General features: G+C 53.1%; 22 protein-coding genes. 7 read left to right on the top strand and 15 right to left on the bottom strand.

The genetic code is table 11. The annotated features are described in order from the left end of the window. Window positions 1-97 precede the first annotated feature (97 nt). From HED65_RS10400 to gspC, 12 genes are read right to left on the bottom strand one after another with little or no spacing between them, the layout of a single operon-like run. Complete coding sequence (locus tag HED65_RS10400; protein ID WP_114978515.1) at window positions 98-895, bottom strand: prepilin peptidase; 798 nt, start codon at window positions 893-895, stop codon at window positions 98-100. Beyond that, a complete protein-coding gene (locus HED65_RS10395) occupies window positions 892-1,377 on the bottom strand; it encodes a type II secretion system protein M (protein WP_114978514.1) in 486 nt (161 codons plus the stop codon). Before HED65_RS10395 ends, HED65_RS10400 begins: the two co-directional genes overlap by 4 nt. Further along, the gene (gspL, locus tag HED65_RS10390; protein ID WP_114978513.1) at window positions 1,374-2,507 is read right to left on the bottom strand and encodes a type II secretion system protein GspL; all 1,134 of its coding nucleotides are present in this window, start codon (window positions 2,505-2,507) and stop codon (window positions 1,374-1,376) included. The genes HED65_RS10395 and gspL overlap by 4 nt, the downstream gene beginning before the upstream one ends. Window positions 2,508-2,522: 15 nt before the next feature. After that, window positions 2,523-3,533 carry a type II secretion system minor pseudopilin GspK gene (gspK, locus tag HED65_RS10385; RefSeq protein ID WP_114978512.1) on the bottom strand — a complete coding sequence of 337 codons (1,011 nt, stop codon included), beginning with the start codon at window positions 3,531-3,533 and terminating at the stop codon, window positions 2,523-2,525. Next, window positions 3,530-4,102 (bottom strand): type II secretion system minor pseudopilin GspJ, encoded by a 573-nt coding sequence (gene gspJ / locus HED65_RS10380; RefSeq protein WP_114978511.1) that lies wholly within the window; start codon window positions 4,100-4,102, stop codon window positions 3,530-3,532. The genes gspK and gspJ overlap by 4 nt, the downstream gene beginning before the upstream one ends. Continuing rightward, window positions 4,099-4,479 (bottom strand): type II secretion system minor pseudopilin GspI, encoded by a 381-nt coding sequence (gspI, locus tag HED65_RS10375; RefSeq protein ID WP_114978510.1) that lies wholly within the window; start codon window positions 4,477-4,479, stop codon window positions 4,099-4,101. The genes gspJ and gspI overlap by 4 nt, the downstream gene beginning before the upstream one ends. Continuing rightward, the gene (gene gspH, locus HED65_RS10370) at window positions 4,472-4,957 is read right to left on the bottom strand and encodes a type II secretion system minor pseudopilin GspH (protein WP_114978509.1); all 486 of its coding nucleotides are present in this window, start codon (window positions 4,955-4,957) and stop codon (window positions 4,472-4,474) included. Before gspH ends, gspI begins: the two co-directional genes overlap by 8 nt. After that, window positions 4,957-5,406 (bottom strand): type II secretion system major pseudopilin GspG, encoded by a 450-nt coding sequence (gene gspG, locus HED65_RS10365; protein ID WP_028019287.1) that lies wholly within the window; start codon window positions 5,404-5,406, stop codon window positions 4,957-4,959. Before gspG ends, gspH begins: the two co-directional genes overlap by 1 nt. 3 nt (window positions 5,407-5,409) lie before the next feature. After that, window positions 5,410-6,618, bottom strand: a complete 1,209-nt coding sequence (gspF, locus tag HED65_RS10360; protein WP_114978508.1) for a type II secretion system inner membrane protein GspF — start codon at window positions 6,616-6,618, stop codon at window positions 5,410-5,412. Further along, window positions 6,618-8,096, bottom strand: coding sequence for a type II secretion system ATPase GspE (gspE, locus tag HED65_RS10355; protein WP_114978507.1), 1,479 nt, complete (start codon window positions 8,094-8,096; stop codon window positions 6,618-6,620). Before gspE ends, gspF begins: the two co-directional genes overlap by 1 nt. 12 nt (window positions 8,097-8,108) lie before the next feature. Then, window positions 8,109-9,998, bottom strand: a complete 1,890-nt coding sequence (gspD, locus tag HED65_RS10350; protein WP_114978506.1) for a type II secretion system secretin GspD — start codon at window positions 9,996-9,998, stop codon at window positions 8,109-8,111. A gap of 13 nt (window positions 9,999-10,011) precedes the next feature. Then, the gene (gspC, locus tag HED65_RS10345) at window positions 10,012-10,743 is read right to left on the bottom strand and encodes a type II secretion system protein GspC (RefSeq protein ID WP_114978505.1); all 732 of its coding nucleotides are present in this window, start codon (window positions 10,741-10,743) and stop codon (window positions 10,012-10,014) included. 298 nt (window positions 10,744-11,041) lie between these two features. Between gspC and HED65_RS10340 the strand changes: the two genes are divergently transcribed. Continuing rightward, on the top strand, window positions 11,042-12,589 hold the full coding sequence (locus HED65_RS10340; protein WP_114978504.1) for an ExeA family protein: 1,548 nt from the start codon (window positions 11,042-11,044) through the stop codon (window positions 12,587-12,589). After that, complete coding sequence (locus HED65_RS10335) at window positions 12,589-13,158, top strand: type II secretion system protein GspB, cryptic system variant (protein WP_114978503.1); 570 nt, start codon at window positions 12,589-12,591, stop codon at window positions 13,156-13,158. The genes HED65_RS10340 and HED65_RS10335 overlap by 1 nt, the downstream gene beginning before the upstream one ends. Here HED65_RS10335 and HED65_RS10330 read toward each other — a convergent pair whose 3' ends face one another. The 3 genes from HED65_RS10330 to HED65_RS10320 form a co-directional block, all read right to left on the bottom strand. Then, complete coding sequence (locus HED65_RS10330) at window positions 13,159-13,782, bottom strand: helix-turn-helix domain-containing protein (RefSeq protein WP_114978502.1); 624 nt, start codon at window positions 13,780-13,782, stop codon at window positions 13,159-13,161. Between the two features lie 267 nt (window positions 13,783-14,049). Next, complete coding sequence (locus tag HED65_RS10325) at window positions 14,050-14,880, bottom strand: N-acetylmuramoyl-L-alanine amidase (RefSeq protein WP_114978501.1); 831 nt, start codon at window positions 14,878-14,880, stop codon at window positions 14,050-14,052. Next, the gene (locus HED65_RS10320) at window positions 14,877-15,200 is read right to left on the bottom strand and encodes a heavy metal-binding domain-containing protein (protein ID WP_023310944.1); all 324 of its coding nucleotides are present in this window, start codon (window positions 15,198-15,200) and stop codon (window positions 14,877-14,879) included. The genes HED65_RS10325 and HED65_RS10320 overlap by 4 nt, the downstream gene beginning before the upstream one ends. Window positions 15,201-15,297: 97 nt before the next feature. On the opposite strand from HED65_RS10320, the gene HED65_RS10315 reads away from it, so the two are divergent. The 5 genes from HED65_RS10315 to artM all read left to right on the top strand — a co-directional run bounded on the left by HED65_RS10315 (window position 15,298) and on the right by artM (window position 18,913). After that, on the top strand, window positions 15,298-15,816 hold the full coding sequence (locus tag HED65_RS10315) for a lipoprotein (RefSeq protein ID WP_028019296.1): 519 nt from the start codon (window positions 15,298-15,300) through the stop codon (window positions 15,814-15,816). A gap of 226 nt (window positions 15,817-16,042) precedes the next feature. After that, window positions 16,043-16,771 carry an arginine ABC transporter ATP-binding protein ArtP gene (gene artP, locus HED65_RS10310; protein ID WP_028019297.1) on the top strand — a complete coding sequence of 243 codons (729 nt, stop codon included), beginning with the start codon at window positions 16,043-16,045 and terminating at the stop codon, window positions 16,769-16,771. A 19-nt stretch (window positions 16,772-16,790) separates the two neighbouring features. Then, entirely contained in the window at window positions 16,791-17,522 is a 732-nt protein-coding gene (artI, locus tag HED65_RS10305) for an arginine ABC transporter substrate-binding protein ArtI (RefSeq protein ID WP_114978500.1), read from the top strand. 6 nt (window positions 17,523-17,528) lie between these two features. Beyond that, window positions 17,529-18,245 (top strand): arginine ABC transporter permease ArtQ, encoded by a 717-nt coding sequence (gene artQ / locus HED65_RS10300; RefSeq protein ID WP_114978499.1) that lies wholly within the window; start codon window positions 17,529-17,531, stop codon window positions 18,243-18,245. After that, window positions 18,245-18,913 (top strand): arginine ABC transporter permease ArtM, encoded by a 669-nt coding sequence (gene artM, locus HED65_RS10295; RefSeq protein ID WP_114978498.1) that lies wholly within the window; start codon window positions 18,245-18,247, stop codon window positions 18,911-18,913. The genes artQ and artM overlap by 1 nt, the downstream gene beginning before the upstream one ends. Window positions 18,914-19,054 lie beyond the last annotated feature (141 nt).

Raw genomic sequence — 19,054 nt, 5'->3', positions numbered from 1 at the left:
TCCGTGTAGCTTATATCTCTCACGATACACTGAGCGCAAAGAGTCGTCCTTCTCTTCCTCCGTCAAAAAAATTTATAAAAAAACTTGACCTGAATATTTAAAATGCAAAAGGGAACTGCTGGCTGATAAACACCACTATTCCAGCAAATGAGAGATACGGTCCGAAAGAAATTGTGAGGTTATTTTTATTTAAATGCGTCAAAGCGAAATAACCGGCAATACCGCTTAATGCAGCGATTAATTCAAGCGCAGGTAACGCCTGCCAGCCGCACCAGGCTCCTAAAGCCGCCAGCAGCTTAAAATCACCGTATCCCAGACCTTCCCGTCCGGTTGTCAGGCGAAACGCCCAATAAAGCAACCAGAGCGACAGATAGCCCGCCGCGGCACCGAACAGTGCATCCCGTAAGGGTAACCGGTGATCAAAAGCATGGAGCAGCAGTCCCGCCCAAAGCAGCGGCTGGGTAAGGCAATCCGGCAGCAGCTGGTGTCGCCAGTCGATCATGGCGAGAGGTAGTAAAAACGCGGCCAGCAGCCATAGGGAGAACACGATTTGCACGTTCGGCATACACCAGGCGGTGGCACCAAAAAACAGGGCCGAAAAAAGTTCGACCAAAAATATCCGCAATGGTATCGCAGTGCCGCAGCAGCTACAGCGGCCACGTAAAACAAGCCAGCTGATCAGCGGGATATTCTCCCAGGCGGCAAGCGTGTGCTGGCATACCGGGCAGTGCGAGGCCGGGAACAGCAAATTGCCACTGCCTTCCTCTTCCATCACCATGCCAGGTACGCGCTCGGCGACGACGCCCAGAAAGCTCCCCACAATGCCGCCCAGAATCGCACTCATCACCGGGAACCCCACCGGGTAAACCTCCCGCATCAGTGCGAAGGTATTCATGCGGTTTTGCTCCAGGTAAGCTGCACCTCTGCCTTCACGTCGCTGAGATGATCGACCGGGGTGAGATTCATTTTTTGCAGCCTGACGCCGGAGGTCTGGTTAATTTCCCGCAGCCAGTTTTTTAATTCATACACGTTTAAGCGATTAACGACGAACGATAAAGTTTGTCCATCCTGACGTACATCCGTCAGGGGCAGTTTAATTTCCTGCGCGCTATTTTCTACTACTGTGCGCGGATTATCGGTTTTAACAACCTGAACCAGGAGATGGTTTTTATTTATTTCGCTGCGCATCCAGTTCAGCGACGCTTTTTGTCTGCTGAGCGTGGTTTTACTATTTTGAATCATATTATCCAGAGGGATAACACCTGCATAATATATAGCGCTTCCCAATATGGCGACGGCACCTATTTTCAGGACATTTTTTTCTCTGGCGCTGTAATGCTGATAACGAGACTTGAGCTGGGCGATTCGCGCTTTCATTTATATTTCCCTGTGATCATGGCGGTATAAGGTGCAGACGTAGAAACAGGCTGGAGTGTGAAATCAAAATACTCACCCGCCTGATCCACAAACCTCTGCAAGGCAGTTTGGTTTTGCGAACTGACGCTCAGCGTCAACGTGTTTTGCCGGGCATCGTATTCGAGCAAAGAGATCTCCATTCCTGGTACCACCTGTCTGGCTTTCTCCAGATCGTCCAGTTGCAGAAATACCCCTTTACTCTGCTTTTTCATGTTTTGACCAAAGTGATATTTGATATTGGTCTGCTGGCGCATGCTGGGGAAATGGTGCTGGTAAACCTGAAGGATCTCTTGTTGAACCTGATTTTCCTGTTGCACCAGCATCCAGGCCATGGCGATCCGTGGGCCCAGTAGCAGGCCAAGAGAGAGCAGGCCCGCTGCGGCCATTGCCGCTTTGATGCCCTTCGCGGCTTTACCCGCGCTCGCTTTCGCGCTGAACTGACCATGCAGGAGCGTGACGCGACAGGTTTGCCACTGCGGCTGGATCAACACCAGTGGATGCTGCCAGGGTTGTACGATATCGACGTCAACATCGGCAGGCGTTTCACCGTAACAGCACACCTCTCCCTCTCCCGCTTTCTGCAGTAAAAGGGGCAACAGGCCCGGCGCTATTTCGCAGGCGACATGCGGTGATAAACGCAGCCAGTAACCGTCGTCCATGGCGACAAGCGTGCTTCCGCCTGCCGTTGCGGGCAGCAGCCAGGCATCCGGCAGCGCCTGTATGACCGTCAACCCAGCGTCCTGACAGCGGTTTAACCACCCGCGCAGACAATCGGCGTCAATGGCGACGGCGTCCACCTCGGCACCCTTTTTGTTAAGCACCGTCCAGTGAAGGTTGTCCACATCGCCAATCAGCGTCTCTTCCGCCATCCACGAGAACGCCGTCACCTGCGAGGCGACTTTCTTCGGCAGGGTAAAATGGCGGAAAATCATATTACTCGCGGGCAGCAGCAGACAAACACGGGCAGCCAGAGGATGGTTCACCAGTGCGTCCAGGCTATCCACCACCTCAACCTGTTCGCTGCCGGAGAGACACCACATAATTTTCCCGTCCTCGCGGCTGTCGGGACGAACAAAAAGTACCTGTTTCATAGCGTTCAACTTTTCTTATTCAATCATTCGGTAACGACGTTGCCACGTCACGATCTCGCCAGCCTCATTGTTGACCTGAAGCAGGCTCACCACGCGAAGCGTTAATTCATCGGTATTGCCGGTATAGTTGACCCGGAAATACCGGCTATTGGTTGAGAGGAGCTCAGCCACCTGAGGGAGCTCGTCTTTTAGCTGCGGGAAGGCCTGTTCCAGCGCTTTGCTGAACGCTTCCATATTTTCCCAGCCAGTTTCAGGACGCGACTCAATCAGGCGAAGGGCATCATCTTCATTCATTTTTCCGGGGAACATCGCGGCCAGTAAGGCCGCCTGCGCTGGTTTCAGCGTGTTCACATCCACCTTGCTGGCAGAGTCCGGTAATGCGCATAACAGCTTGCTCACCTTCGGGTATGCCGTTGCCGGAAATGCCGGCAGCAGCGTGATCTCCGCAATCGTGCGCATCATCTGGTTCGCCGGTTGACGGGCAGGCACCACGCCAGCCCAGGTATCGGTCTCGGTACCTTCTTTGGCCGTCGTCGTATCGCCATCGAGATAGTCCACCAGCTGTTGATACACCTCTTCTGCCGCGGAGTGACTCAGGCCACTCTCTGTCAGAAGCTGTTCAACAATCAGCTCCTTACGCGATTTTTCCGGCGTGACAGGCACATTTTGCCCCTGGGCAATTTTCTCAGCGGCCAGCAAGTTGTTGACGTTAAAACAGTCCTGCGCGTCTTCTACCTGGCTGACGACCGTATAGTCTTCCCCGCGTGTTTCCAGCGGTTGATGCCAGTCACCCTCAAGGGTGAGAGCTTTACTCTCGCCGCTGGCGTCGGCTTGCAGCCGGTCTTTTACTACCTTTTCCTGCGCCTGCATCGCCCAGCGCAGCTGCTGCTGGCTCACCTGGTAATGCGTTTTTTGCAGGTTGCGGCAAAATTGCTGGCTGATTTTGGCGGCCAGCGCCGACATCATGACCAGCAGGATCAACACCACCAGCAGGGCCACCCCTTTCTGTTTGCGTAATACACTCATGATGTTGCTTCCGGCAGATCGCCCGGGGTCGTAAACACCCAGCGCCAGGTATCACCGTTTTCCATGGTCAGCGTCAGCTCTACGCCGTCCGGCAGATGCGCCTGGTCGCTCCAGCTTTTCTGCCAGCCCTGACGGTAAAAACGCCACTGCAGAGTTTTCACCTCGCTGACAATCGGTACTTCATCGGGTTTGACCTCCGCCGGACTGTCAATCACCGGCCAGACGTCGCGATACAGGCGCCCCTCCTCCAGCCGCCAGCGCACGCGCTCCAGTTGTACCGAGCCACTCACGCCGTTCAGGGTGGTCAATTCAAGCGCATCACCAACCTGACGAAACCGATCCGGCTCGTTACGCGGGGCGCGCGCCTGAAGCTGGTAGAAATCACGCTCCATCAGGTTCCAGGCCCGCTGAAGCTGATTGAGCTTCAGCGCGCTGGCATCGGTGGCTGAACTGGTACGCATCGCGCCGTCCAGAATTTGCCAGGCCAGGGTGCTGATCACCGCAAAAATGGTCAGCGCAATCATGATCTCCAGCAGGGTAAATCCGCGCTGGCGTCGGGTTTTCTTCACTTGCTCTCTCCCGGCCCAATGATTTGCAGCGAGATAACCGGCTGGCTGTCGTCTCCTTCCGCATAAACGCGTATCGCGTTAGCCCAGCGGTTATCTGCCGTTTTGACGCGCTGTTTGCGCCAGTCCCAGCTGCGTCCGCCCATAAGCTCGGTTCCCCGTTCTTCAGCGTCGGGGAAATCGCTTTTAGTCAGTTGCGCTTCCGCCAGCTGGTTCTCGGCCACCCAGCTCGCCTGCAGCGTGTCGGCCAGACCGTGGGTGAAACGCACGTTCAGAGACACCGAGTTCATCAGTGCCAGCGCGGCCGTCGAGAAGATGACCAGCGCGACCATCACCTCCAGCAGTGTCATGCCCGTTTGCTTAGCATTGCCTTTAGTCATCGTTTTCTACCGATACCGGGGCCGCGCCTTGCGACACCACGCGGAAATGGTGCTGTTTGTCGTCGCTTTGCAGCGTCAGCGTGAAGCGGCTGATTTCGCCGTCAGGCAAAAAGAGCACCTGTGGTTCGGACGCCACGGTGGCAGCCAGGCGTTGCGGTGAGAGCGAAACGTGCATCTCTTCCGGAAAATCACCTTTGGTGGTAATACGACCTGCGGATAATGGTACCCAGTGACGCTCGCCGTTTTTATCCTCAAGTGTCACCAACTGATAGTTATCGGTGGTTAGCACCAGCCCGACGATATTTCCGTCCATCACCGCACGGTCTGAACCATAATCAACGAGGGCTTTTAATTGCTGGCCAAATATATCCGCACCGCTGCGTGAAGGTATTGTTGACACCACCATCATGGCGCAACTGGCAAATATCACCAGCGCCAGAATAATTTCCAGCAACGTAAAGCCGCGTTGGTTTTTCATTATTTCTCTTTCTTATCCAGAGACCAGTTCGTAATATCATCGGCGGTATTAGCTTCACCGTCAGGCCCTGCAGAGAAGACATCGACCGCACCGTGTTCCCCTGGGCTCACCAGAATATACTCCCCGCCCCACGGGTCCTGCGGCAGGCGACGAATATAGCCGTCAGCACGGTAGCCGTTCGGGATTGGCGCGATTTCAGGTTTAGTCACCAGCGCCTGCAAACCCTGTTCCGTTGTCGGATAACGGTGGTTATCCAGCTTATACATATCCAGGGAGCCTTCGAGCGCAACAATATCGCTGGTCGCTTTTTGGGTATCGGCCTTTTCTTTATTCCCCATTAAGTTTGGCACCACCATACTCGCTAACACGCCGAGAATAACAATAACCACCATTAATTCGAGCAAAGTAAACCCCGCCTGGCGAGCCAGGTGTTTTCTTTTCATAGCCATGTTTTAACCTACCATATTATTAAGTTGCAGAAGCGGTTGTAATATTGACAGCACGATGAATAAAACAATCGTTGCCATGGATACCACCAGTGCCGGTTCAAATACCGACAGCGTTAACGTAATTCGATGTTGTAATGCCGATTCCTGGTTTTCCGCCGCGCGGTCCATTAAATTGCCTAATTCGCCGCTCTCTTCGCCGGAGGCAATCATATACAGCATGGTCGGCGGGAATAATTTCGCCTGTTCCAGCGCGGCATACAGCGATGCCCCCTGGCGCACGGTATCTGCAGCTTGCTCCAGCACCTGACGGGCATAGAGGTTTTCAATACCGTCCATCGCGATATACATCCCTTCCAGTAACGGCACGCTGCTGGCCTGCAGAATACTCAGGGTACGGATATAACGGGCACTGTTAATGGCGCACACCAGCTTTTTAACTGGCGATCCGTTAACCAGCCAGCGGTTCCACGTAAAACGGTTTTTGGTATGCCTGAGCCAGGCCTTAAAGCCGACGAATCCACCACCCAGCACGCCGACAATGTAGATGCCGTAGGCCTGCAGGAAATCACTCACCGCAATCAGCGTCCGGGTGGTGATCGGCAGTTGCTGTTTCATATGGGTGAACTGCTCGATCACCTGCGGCACCACCGCCACCAGCAGAATACTGATCACCGCAATGGCCACCACGGTCAACGTGATCGGGTAAACCATCGCCTGCGTCAGCTTGCTTTTCATCTTCTGACGTTGCTCGTTGTACTCGGCCAGTTTCTCCAGCACATCGCCAAGGTGGCCGGTCTTTTCTCCGGCCATCACCAGCGTGCAGTAGAGTTTGTCGAAGGTGCGCGGAAACTGGCTGAAGGCGTCAAAGAGCGTGTGCCCTTCCACCACTTTCTCGCGGATCTCCACCACCATCGCCGCCAGCTTTTTGTCTTCCGTCTGCTTCGAGATCGCTTTCAGCGCGCTCTCCAGCGGCAGCGCGGCGTTGACCAGCGTGGAGAGCTGGCGGGTAAACATCGACAGCACCGGGGTGGAGAGTTTAGTTCCCGTTTTCGCTTTTCCGGTTGATGCTGCTTCCCGGGTCTCGGTGATGCTGACGGGCATCAGCTTTTGCTCGCGCAACATCTGGCGAACCTGCTTCTGCCCTTCGGCCTGCAACGCGCCACGCACGGTTTTGCCCGCGACATCCGTTGCCGTCCAGGCGTAGAAGGCCATTACGCATCTCCTCCACGCTCGGCGGTCACCCGCATCACCTCTTCAAGAGACGTTACGCCGCTGATCACTTTCAACAGCCCGTTTTCACGCAGACTGTAAGCCTGCTTAAAGAGCTGTGTTTCGATGGACATCTCGTCTTTATCTTCATGAATGGCGCGACGCATAGTGCTGTCCACTACCAGGAATTCATGAATACCGGCCCGGCCCTGATAGCCGCTCTGGCGGCAGTGCTCACACCCTACTGCGCGATAGATCGTTTTGGGTGGCGTCTCCATAAAGCTGAACAGCGCCTTTTCATTGTCATCCAGCGGACTGGTGGTGCGGCAGTGAGGGCACAACCGACGCACCAGACGCTGGGCAATGACACCGAGTAACGATGAACCGATTAAAAAGGACTCCAGCCCCATATCCCGCAGACGGGTAATCGCCCCTGCGGCACTGTTGGTGTGCAGCGTAGACATGACCAGGTGACCGGTCAGCGACGCCTGCACCGCAATTTGCGCGGTTTCGCCGTCACGAATTTCCCCGATCATCACCACGTCCGGGTCCTGACGCAAAATTGCGCGCAGCCCGCGGGCAAAGGTCATGTCCACGCGCGGGTTAACCTGCGTCTGCCCCACCCCTTCGAGCTCGTATTCAATCGGATCTTCAACGGTCAGAATATTGCGTTCATGGCCGTTCAACGCCGACAGAATGGCGTACAGGGTGGTACTTTTACCGGAACCCGTTGGCCCGGTGACCAGGATAATGCCGTGCGGACGGTCAATCAGTCCTTTTAACTTTTCCAGCTCTTCTTCTATCAGCCCCAGCTTGTTGATGTCGGGCTTGAGATTGCTTTTATCGAGCAGACGCATCACCACGCGCTCGCCATACTGAGATGGAATGGTCGACACACGCACATCAATCGCCTTACGACCAATGCGCAGGGAGATACGGCCATCCTGCGGCAAACGCTTCTCGGCGATATCCAGTTTCGACATGACTTTAATACGTGACACCAGCAGTGGCGCGAGTTTACGCGCAGGCTGCAACACCGGGCGCAGTACACCGTCGACGCGGAAGCGAATACTCAGTGTGCGTTCAAAAGTTTCGATATGAATATCTGACGCGCCATCCTTGACCGCCTCGCCGAGAATGGCGTTGATCAGGCGGATCACTGGCGAGTTTTCGTCGTTATCAAGCAGATCTTCGTTATCCGGGATCTCCTCGGTTAACGCCAGCAGATCGATATCCGCATCCATATCGTCCACCAGCTGCTGAGACACACCGCTGCTCTGCTGCCAGATTTTGGCCAGCATCTCATCGAAGGCGTCAGATGTCAGGGTTACCGGAACAAACGCACGCCCCAGCACCCGGTGCACCTCCAGCAGAGCAAACGCCGGGGTGTCATCACGGATATAGACGTCATTGTTGTAAAATAAAACGCCGTTATCTTTCGCGTAGCTACTGCTACACAGAGTTTTACTCAGCTCGTCCACGTTATGCCTCCCTTACTCTTTAAACGGATTGCGGGAGGCAGAGGGCAATGCAGGCAAGATCGCATTATCGGTTGGTTCAACGATGCCGAGTTTTTTCTCTTCCATACGCTGCTGCTGACGGGCGCGGATCTGGTCATATTTCTCTTTCGACGCCGCACTGTAGTTATCGTCGTCACGCAGGACAGTGGTATGGATGAATACCATCAGGTTGCGTTTGGACGTATCCTGCGAGGTGTAGCGGAACAGCTGGCCGACCAGCGGGATATCGCCGAGCAGCGGCACTTTGGAAACCGACTGTTTGGTAACGTTTTCCATCAGACCGCCAAGCACCACTGTCTGCCCACTGTGCACCATCACTTCGTTGTTGATAGTACGGGTGTTAAAAGTTGGGCCGAGGCTGGCGTCTTCCGTCGCACTGTTGTCGACGCTGGACACTTCCTGCTCGATCTTCAGATGGATCATGTCGCCGTCGTTAATTTGCGGCACAATCTTCAGCTTGGTACCGACCGTCTTACGCTCAACAGAGTTAAAGACGTTGTCGCCGCTGGTGGTCTGCGAACCGGAAAGTACCGGCACATCCTGACCCACGTTGAACGACGCTTCTTTGTTATCCAGTGTGACCACGCTTGGGGTGGAAAGAATGTCATTTTTGCCATCGGTGGAGAGCGCGGTCATCAGGGCCCCGAAATCACCGTTAAAGAAACCTGTCGCCAGGCCGGTGAAACTCGCCCCTTTCATGGTGCCATTTTTTATCTGACTGATGGGCAGGCCAGTTGAACCAAACTGTACACCGCCGTGCTTGCCGGTCCACTGCACACCGAGATCCAGTCCGTTACCGTCCTGCACTTCAGCAATGATCGCTTCCACCAGTACCTGCGGACGGCGGATGTCGAGCTTGTCGATCACCTTCTCCAGGGAGTTCATCACGTTAGGCTGCGCGGTGATCACCAGTGAGTTGGTTGCCTCATCGGCGGTAATGTTCAGATCGCTGGATGTGGTGGCCGTTTTCGCTTTCGGGGCGCCCGCTTTGTCTTTCAGCTGCTCGCCAATACCGGTAAGCACCGGAACCACTTTCGTGGCACTGGCATACTTGAGATAGAAGACGCGGGTGTTGCCCTCGTTGTTCTGCTCGCGATCCAGTTGATGAATGAGGGAACGGGTACGCATCCGCGCATCTTCCGAACCGCTGATCACCAGACTATTCGTTTCGTCATCCGCCACCACTTTGGTGGCCAGTTGCGGCGCGTTTTGCCCTTTCTGCTCTTCGTTGTTGAGGTTGTTCAACATGTCTGAGAGCGCCTTCGCGGACGCAAAGCGCAGCGGCACGATCTCACGACGCTGAACCCCGTCTTTATCCACACGCTGAACCAGGTCCACCAGGCGGTTCACCACCGAGGCTTTACCGGTTAACAGCAACACATTGGAGGGTTCGAAATGGACCACGTTGCCGATGCCGGTGGCATCGTTGAGCTGACGCAGCAGCGGGGCCAGTTCACGCACCGGCACGTTTTCCATGCGCACGACGCGAGTGATGATCTCATCGCCCTTGCCCGGATTTTTGCTGTCTGCCAACGGTGCACCGGCAGTGCGGGCAACACTTGAGCGCACCACTTTGACCATGCCGTTATCCAGCGGGATCACCGACAGACCGTACAAATCCAGCACGCTCAGGAAAAACTGGTAATACTCATCTTCCGTCAGCACGTTGTAGGTTCTGACTGACACCGTGCCCTGAACGGACGGGTCGACGAGAATGGTTTTATTAAGATTGCGGCCAACCGTATCAATAAACTCGCGGATATCGGTATTTTTAAAGCTCGCGCTAAAGTTGGCTGCAAGCAGCGAACTCGAATATAACGACAATGCGGTCAGCGCCACGCACGCCCAGGGAAATTTCTTCATGTCTGTACACTTGTTAATTGTTAAGAACATTAACCCGAATGTTTTCAAGGTGAGCGTGACGTCTGACGACGACCTCCGCTTCTTTCATTTTCGACCAACTGGCAATAATACTTTTTGCCTTTGCTTCATCGGTCATATCGACAGAGTTCACTTCTACTGCCACATCTCCTTTTTTCAACCCTGAATGGTTGTAGAAGGTGGAAGCATCCCTTGGATTAATGTTATAGCCTTCCAGTCGCCCCTTTTCGATTATTGGCTTTAACACCAGATAATCATCCAGATGCAAATTATCTGCACCTGCATCTTTCGTCGATTGGGTTACCGGGCCGTTATCAACGCCACCCTTAAAATAATCAGGTTTATTTAAAGCCAGTACCTGAGTAGCACCTTCGTAATTAACCACCACATTATCTTTGTTAATTTCCAGAATAAAGGCATCGTTAAATCCGGCCAGTGGTTCACCTTCGCGGTAACTCTTCTGACCACCGGGTGTTTTGATGACAGCGAAGGAAAGCCAGGCATCATCACTGCGTACGATGCCTTCAATCTCCGCAGCCAGAGGGGCTTTTACTGTCGCAGACACGTTATCCTGGCGCACGGCAGCGGCGAAAAGTGTGAATGTCTTTTCTTCACGACGATTTGTCCCTGGCTGCACATCAGAATTAGCCAACTTATTCGTAACTTTTTTATAATCTTTAAACGTCAGATATCCTTGCTGACCGCAAAAAATTAACAGCACAAACATAATGCAAGGCGTTATCCACTGAGACAGATATGAGAACCTCATTTTTCATCTGGCCTTTAGCAAAGCGAAAATAAGCAGCATTACGCTGCGCTAATATGTGTAGAAAGCGTAATCCCTCACGATAAATACGACCACTGGCTTTGCCGCTAACTTTCATGAAAAAACATATTGACCGTATAAAATCCAGATGTTAAGTATCGACAGCAGGATATTTTTACCCTGCGTATAAATTGCCTCCCCGGTGGTGTTGCCTTACTTTCTCGTCCTGTTGCTATTCAATCAGAGACGGTAAGTCGTTATGTATCAGAGCCACTTTAATTTTAAAAATCCGCCTTTTCGCAAGATCACCCGTTTATCCGGGGATTTTCTGGTGCCTTATCATCAGGACGTTTTCAACCTGCTGAAAGAGAAAACCCAACTGGCGGGAATTACGGGGCTCTTTTCTGACGATCCCCTGCTGCTGGGCCAGTTCAGCGATGCCCTGAAATCTGTTAACCCTGGCGTTCTTGCCATCAACGCGTTCCCTAAACTGAGTGCCAGTAGCCTGCTGTATAAGCTCAACCCAGGAACGAAAGAGAACAAGAACCGGATTCAGGCAGTAGATGCTGTGTTGCTCCAGTGGCAAGGAGGTAAAACCAGGACGAAAGTGCTGGTGATTACCCACGCCGAAGCCATGAAAGACACCTGTCGGGAGGTGCTGGCTCTGTTGCTCACGCGCGCTCAGGAGCTGGAGTTTCGTCTTTCCATCGTGCTGATGGGTGCAGCGGATCAGGAAGCCGTTCTGACACGGCAATCTGTATTGCGGGAATATACACATACCCATCACCCGTTGCGCTCCCTCACCTGCCGGGAATATCTCAACTACGTGCAGGCGCAGTGTGACGAACAGGGTTGCGAGAACTCACCGTTAACCCCGGCCCGCGTGCGTAAAATGCATGCCCTGACCAAAGGGAATATCAGCAAGCTGAATGAACTGGCGCACCTGGCGATGCTCGCCGCCTGGACCGAACGTGCAAGCCAGGTCAGCCCGCGTCATTTACGCCTGGCCGCGGGGGAGATCCTGCCCGCGAAAAAACACGGTAAGCGCCTGGCAACCGTGGGATTATTCGCGTCTGTGCTGTTCGTTGCCTGTGGCTGGTATTTCAGCTCAGCGATGACGGCACGCCTTCCGATTCAGCTGCCGGTTCCGGTGAGCTGGCGGCATCAGACGCCAAAAGCTCAGGTGCCTGTTGTGCCGGTTATCGACAAGGAAATGATCACCCAGTCAGATGCTATGCATCAGCTCTATCTGATGTGGGGTTATGACGCCTCGGCAGACGATGCTCTGTGTCAAAACGCCGCGAAAGTGAACCTGATGTGTAAACAGGGAAATGCCTCACCGGAGGCGCTGGCACATGAAGGCTATCCGTGGATCAGTGAACTGAAAACGGGCAATCACCTGAATTATGCCGTGGTCGCCCGCGTCGGAGAGACCTCAATCGACCTGCTGATGAACAACCGTACCTGGCAGGTGAGCCGCAACTGGTTTAACCAACACGCGACCGGAAACTACACCCAACTGCACAGCCTGACGCCGGAAGGTAAAGACGCGATCAGCGCCACCAGTGACAGTAAAGAGATGACCTGGCTTGACCAGCAGTTGAGCCAGGCCCTTGCCCAACCGGAAACCCATTCTCAAACCTGGACGGCGGAAATGATGAAACGTACCCGCGAGTTCCAGCAAAAAATGCATCTGCATGTGGATGGTATTCCCGGGGAAGAGACGTTGATGCAGTTAATGCGCGTAACCAATACCACGCCGAGCGTATTGCTTCAGACCACTCAACCGCAGGAGGGGCGTTCCTGATGTCTACCATCTGTCTTGCGGCTCAGCGCAGCTATACAACCGGGGAAGCGGTCTGGTTTTCGTATCGTTTTCCCAGCCTGAGAAAAGTCATCACCAACACCGTTGTATGGATGGTGAGTCTGTGTGCCATGCTGATGGCGGGGCTGTACACGCATACTTACTGGAACCTGCGTCATCCCTCACCGGAACCGATCCAAAAAGTCAGCGTTGTAAAACCCGAGACGCAGATTTCAGATATGCACTATGTGTATGTGAGTAAGCCGTTCCCCCATTCAGAGCCGAAACCTGCGCCTGCGCACCATGATATCCCTGCCATGCAGGATCTGCCCATTAACAGCGATGATGCCGACTGGCAGCAGGCACCTGAGGGTACGGAACCGCACGATACGTCGCGGAATACGTTAACCGAGTTGTTTAAGCAGGCTTTAAAAGAACAAGAACAGGATTATTCGCAAGGTAAAATTCCCGCGCCGCCAGTTGACGAAACACAGGATAATTCACAGGCTGATGTATTACATAAAGCAGATAACCGATCACCTTTGAGTCAGAAAGGTGATCGGCTGGAATAATTAATATTTCTCAGGCAATGTTGCCAGGTTAAGGAGCCGCCCCTTTTCCACAACAATATATTGACCTTTTTTCAGGTCGGAGAGAATTTTAATAATGGTACTGCGCGCCAGATTGGTGTACTCCTGGATATAATCATAAACATTAATATCACGTTGATGATGAATAATCAGTTCATTAATTTCGTACAGGAATTCACGCACGACCGAATAGGCACTGCGGGCAACCAGCACATCGTCTCGCTTGCTCAGCATACAAATGTACCAGGAGAGGACTTTAGTCAGTTCCGGCCATAAGTTGTTTTCAGTCATTAGCTGGGCGAAAACCTCTTTTTTAATTGAGCGCACCACGGTATTGGCACGAACGAGGCCATACATGTGCGTTGCGTTGTAGTACATGGCAGAGAGACCAAAAATACACTGGCCCGTTACAGTGAACATACATAGCTCGTCAGATTCACGGCGAAACTCAACTTCACCGCTGACGATAATATGAATATACTGTGAATCAGAGGTCGATATTTTTTGCCATTTCTTTAAGGTTCTTTCTTCAAAACCTGATGTAGCAGAAATAATGGTGTCCATTTCATGCTGCGGACGTAATTTTTTCGCATAGATGCTTAACATTATTATACCCGATTTAAGATGTGAAATTTAAAAAGCAAGACTAAGGTATAAGACCTTAGCCTTTGAATATTTTCCTGATGATATTCTCAAGGAGAAAATAAAGGACGAGTACGTTATATTTATCTGCCGCATTACTTAGCAAGCTATGTGTCTATCTTAAATCCGGATAATTTTAAGTCAATTAACTAAAAATGAATTGAGTTTGTACTTAAGATTAATCTCAAGCAATGATGCATAAACAGCTTCATTCGGGGGCATTCCGAAGAATTACCCCTGCCCGTATTTCTCTAAAAGTGCTTCGGCAATGGCCATCGTTTCGACATCCGCAACACCGTTCCACAGGTCTGGTCTGAAATGCATCTGGAAGACCATGATGATGCGTTTTTGTTGCGCCGGCGTACTGTCAGCCGGTACTTCATAGCCATAACGCGTGAGGAGATCGAGTAGCGCGGAGGTATCCACCTGTTGATAGCGCGGACGCCCGTTCATGTAGAACGCGACACGCGCGGGATCAGGCCATGCGCCGATGCCTTGCTGAGCCAGTTGTCGCCACGGAAACAACGGACCGGGGTCATCTTTACGCTGCGGCGCGATATCCGAATGGGCCACGACATTTTCAGGTTTGATGTTGTAGCGGGCAATAATGTCTTTAGCGAGCGGCACCAGCGCCGCGATCTGCGCAGGCTCAAAAGGAGTAAAGTGCTTAACGCCAGACGTTTTTTGCCAGCCACGGTTTTCCAGCTCAATACCCACGGACGTATCATTGATACGGTTAGTACCCCGCCAGAAGCTAATGCCTGCATGCCAGGCCAGTTCACTCTCGGGCACCAGTTGCCAGATGCGCGGTTTTCCTTTCGGTGCCGGGGGCTTCGCAGGGATTAAATAGTGTGAGCTGACGTTTTTATCCGTTAGCGTGGCGAGCGAGCTGTCAAAATCATCCGCGGTGTAGTGGATCACCAGCACCTTGATGCGCGGGTAAGCCGCCTGCGCCTGATGCCGGGTATCCAGCTCGTAGGCGCCTTGATCAATAATCCCTTTTTCCGAAGCGCACCCTGCCAGCAACAGCGCCAGCAGGAACGCCGCAAGCGAACGCGTCATCGAAGGGTTTTCACCGCCGTACCGCTTACGCTCACCATCAGCATACTGGCATCTTTACCGACCGTTTCGTAGTCGATATCAATTCCCACGACCGCATCCGCGCCGAGGGCTTCCGCCTGCTCGCCGAGCTCTTTAAAGGCGATCTCACGCGCTTTGCGTAGCTCTTTTTCGTATGCGCCAGAGCGTCCACCCACGATATCGCGGATGCCGGCAAAAAAGTCACGGAAGATGTTGGCACCGAGAATCGCTTCACCGGTGACCACACCGCAATACTCGGTAATCGTCTGCCCTTCCAGGGTTGGCGTTGTTGAAAACTGCATACTTTATCTCCTTCTTTAGCGTTCAATGCCTTAGGCACAGCATTATCGGTTCGTTACGCTATGATTGAAAGGATAGTTAATAAATAAGGAAATCAACATGCGCTATTCTGCTTTAACACTTTTCGTGCCCTGCGCGCTGGTGCTCAGCGCCTGTACTACCACGGTCACGCCAGCCTTTAAGGATATCGGTACCCGCAGCGGCCCCTGTATTGATGGCGGCCCGGACACCGTGGCGCAGCAGTTCTATGATTATCGCATTCAGCACCGCAGCAACGATCTCACCGGCCTGCGCCCGTATCTCAGCGATGGACTGGCAAAATTGCTGAACGATGCCACCCGCGATCCGCAGCACAACGCGCTGTTGAAATCCGATCCGTTCTCCAGCCGCGCCACGCTGCCTGACAGCGCCGAAGTGGCCAGCGCGTCAACTATCCCGAACACGGATGCGCGAAACATTCCGCTGCGTGTGAAGCTAACTCAGGGTACTCAGACCTGGCAGGATGAAGTGCTGATGATCCGTGAGGGTCAATGCTGGGCGGTGGACGACGTACGCTACGTCGGCGGCAGCGTTCATGCCCCGGCAGGCACACTGCGTCAGTCGATTGAAAACCGTTAAACCATCCGATACAAAATTGTAACCCCCGAAAAATGTGCGGCATTTCATTCGGAATGCCGACATTTATACTCGCCGACCTTGCCGTTCGCTATTTTGTGCTATGTTTAAGAGGAAATACGGGTTATATTTAACTTTTAACGCAGAAATATTGCATAACTATTCTGTCAACGGTACTATCTGCGGCCTCAATTGCTATAGATTGCCTGGATGAGTAAAGACTGCCCCGATGAGTATTAAACTAAACGGCATTAACTGCTTCTACGGCGCACACCAGGCGCTGTTTGACATCACGCTGAACTGCCCGGAAGGCGAAACACTGGTTTTGCTTGGCCCAAGCGGTGCAGGTAAAAGCTCCCTTCTGCGTGTCCTTAATCTGCTTGAAATGCCACGTTCAGGTACGCTGGCAATCGCCGGTAACCATTTTGATTTCGCGAAAACCCCGTCTGATAAAGCGATTCGCGAACTGCGTCAAAACGTCGGCATGGTCTTCCAGCAATACAATCTCTGGCCGCATCTGACCGTGCTGCAAAACCTGATTGAAGCCCCGTGCCGCGTGCTGGGATTAAGCAAAGATCAGGCGATTGCACGTGCCGAAAAACTGCTGGAGCGTCTGCGTCTTAAGCCTTACAGCGACCGCTATCCGCTGCACCTTTCTGGTGGACAACAACAGCGTGTGGCGATTGCCCGTGCGTTGATGATGGAGCCTGCGGTACTGCTGTTTGATGAACCGACGGCGGCGCTGGACCCGGAAATCACCGCCCAGATCGTCAGCATCATTCGTGAACTGGCGGAAACCAACATTACTCAGGTCATCGTAACCCACGAAGTGGAAGTGGCGCGCAAAACCGCCAGCCGCGTGGTTTACATGGAAAACGGTTATATCGTCGAGCAAGGTGATGCGAGCTGCTTCTCCAACCCGCAAACCGATGCCTTCAAAAACTATTTATCTCATTGATTGTGTCAGGGGAAATATAATGAAAAAAGTATTACTTGCCGTGCTGCTTGCTGGCGTTACCCTTTCCGCTACCGCAGCCCAGACCATTCGTTTCGCCACGGAAGCGTCTTACCCTCCGTTTGAGTCCATTGATGCGAACAACAAGATTGTGGGCTTCGATGTGGATCTGGCAAACGCCCTGTGTAAAGAGATCGACGCAACCTGTACCTTCAGCAACCAGGCGTTCGATAGCCTGATCCCAAGCCTGAAGTTCCGCCGTATCGACGCCGTGATGGCCGGTATGGACATCACCCCTGAGCGCGAAAAACAGGTGCTGTTTACCACCCCTTACTACGACAACTCCGCCCTGTTCATTGGTCAGAAAGGGAAATTCACCTCTGTTGATCAGCTGAAAGGCAAGAAAGTCGGTGTACAGAACGGCACCACGCACCAGAAATTCATCATGGATAAACATCCGGAAATCACCACTGTTCCGTATGACAGCTACCAGAACGCGAAGCTGGACCTGCAGAATGGTCGTATTGATGGCGTCTTTGGTGATACCGCTGTGGTGACCGAGTGGTTGAAAGCCAACGACAAGCTGGCAGCAGTGGGCGACAAAGTGACCGATAAGGATTACTTCGGCACCGGTCTGGGGATTGCCGTTCGTCAGGGCAACACTGAGCTGCAGCAGAAATTTAACACTGCGCTGGAAAAAGTGAAGAAAGACGGCACCTACGAAACCATCTACAAAAAATGGTTCCAGAAGTAATTCCTGATGAATGAAATTTTTCCTTTAGCAAGTGCCGCCGGGATGACCGTCGGCCTTGCCGTTTGCGCACTGATTATCGGCCTTGTGCTGGCGATGTTCTTCGCGGTGTGGGAATCAGCAAAATGGTTCCCCGTCGCCTGGGCAGGCTCCGCGCTGGTCACTGTGCTGCGTGGACTACCGGAAATTCTGGTGGTCCTGTTTATCTATTTCGGTTCCTCACAGCTGCTGTTAATGCTGTCGGACGGCTTCACCATTAATCTTGGCGTTGTGCAGATCCCGGTGCAGATGCAAATTGAGAATTTTGACGTTAGCCCGTTCCTGTGCGGTGTCATTGCCCTCTCTCTGCTCTACTCCGCCTACGCGTCGCAAACGCTGCGCGGTGCGCTGAAAGCGGTACCGCAGGGGCAATGGGAATCCGGTCAGGCGTTAGGCTTGTCAAAGTCAGCCATCTTCTTCCGTCTGGTGATGCCGCAAATGTGGCGTCATGCCCTGCCGGGGTTGGGTAACCAGTGGCTGGTGCTGCTGAAAGATACCGCTCTGGTGAGCCTGATAAGCGTAAATGATTTGATGCTGCAAACCAAAAGCATCGCCACCCGTACTCAGGAGCCGTTTACCTGGTACATCGTGGCGGCAGCTATCTACCTGGTGATTACGTTGCTCAGTCAGTACATCCTCAAGCGTATTGACCTGCGTGCGACGCGCTTTGAACGGAGACCAGGCTGATGCTTGAATATTTTCCCGAGTTGATGAAAGGGCTGCATACCAGCCTGACGCTGACCGTGGCGTCCATCATCTTCGCGCTGATCCTGGCGCTGATCTTTACCATCATCCTGACGCTAAAAACGCCAGTGCTGGTGTGGATTGTGCGCGGCTACATCACCCTGTTTACCGGTACGCCATTGCTGGTGCAGATCTTCCTGATTTACTACGGACCGGGCCAGTTCCCGTCGCTGCAGGACTATCCGGTTATCTGGCACCTGCTCTCTGAGCCGTGGCTGTGTGCCCTGATTGCCCTTTCGCTGAACAGTGCGGCCTACACCACCCAACTGTTCTACGGGGCTATCCGCGCCATCCCGGAAGGGCAATGGCAGTCCTGTGGGGCGCTGGGCATGAGCAAGAAAGATACGCTGGCGATTTTGCTGCCGTACGCCTTTAAGCGCGCGCTCTCCTCCTACTCCAACGAAGTGGTGCTGGTGTTCAAGAGTACTTCTCTGGCCTACACCATCACCCTGATGGAAGTGATGGGTCACGGACAGCTGCTGTACGGACGCACCTATGACGTAATGGTATTTGGTGCCGCAGGCGTGGTGTATCTGGTGGTTAACGGTCTGTTGACGCTGATGATGCGCCTGATTGAGCGTAAAGCGCTGGCGTTTGAGCGCAGAAATTAACCGCGCGAATGCATAAAACGATATTCATGGAGCGGGTAACCTGATGGGCTATCCGCTTTTTTTTACGACAAAATACAATATTTAATCATTTTTATTGCATACAAATTCATTAACTGGCATTGTACATCCAGGCCGCAGACA

This window comes from Pantoea sp. LS15, from assembly GCF_012241585.1.
Classification (GTDB): Bacteria; Pseudomonadota; Gammaproteobacteria; order Enterobacterales; family Enterobacteriaceae; genus Enterobacter.
This window is presented reverse-complemented; position numbering and strand designations above follow the sequence as displayed.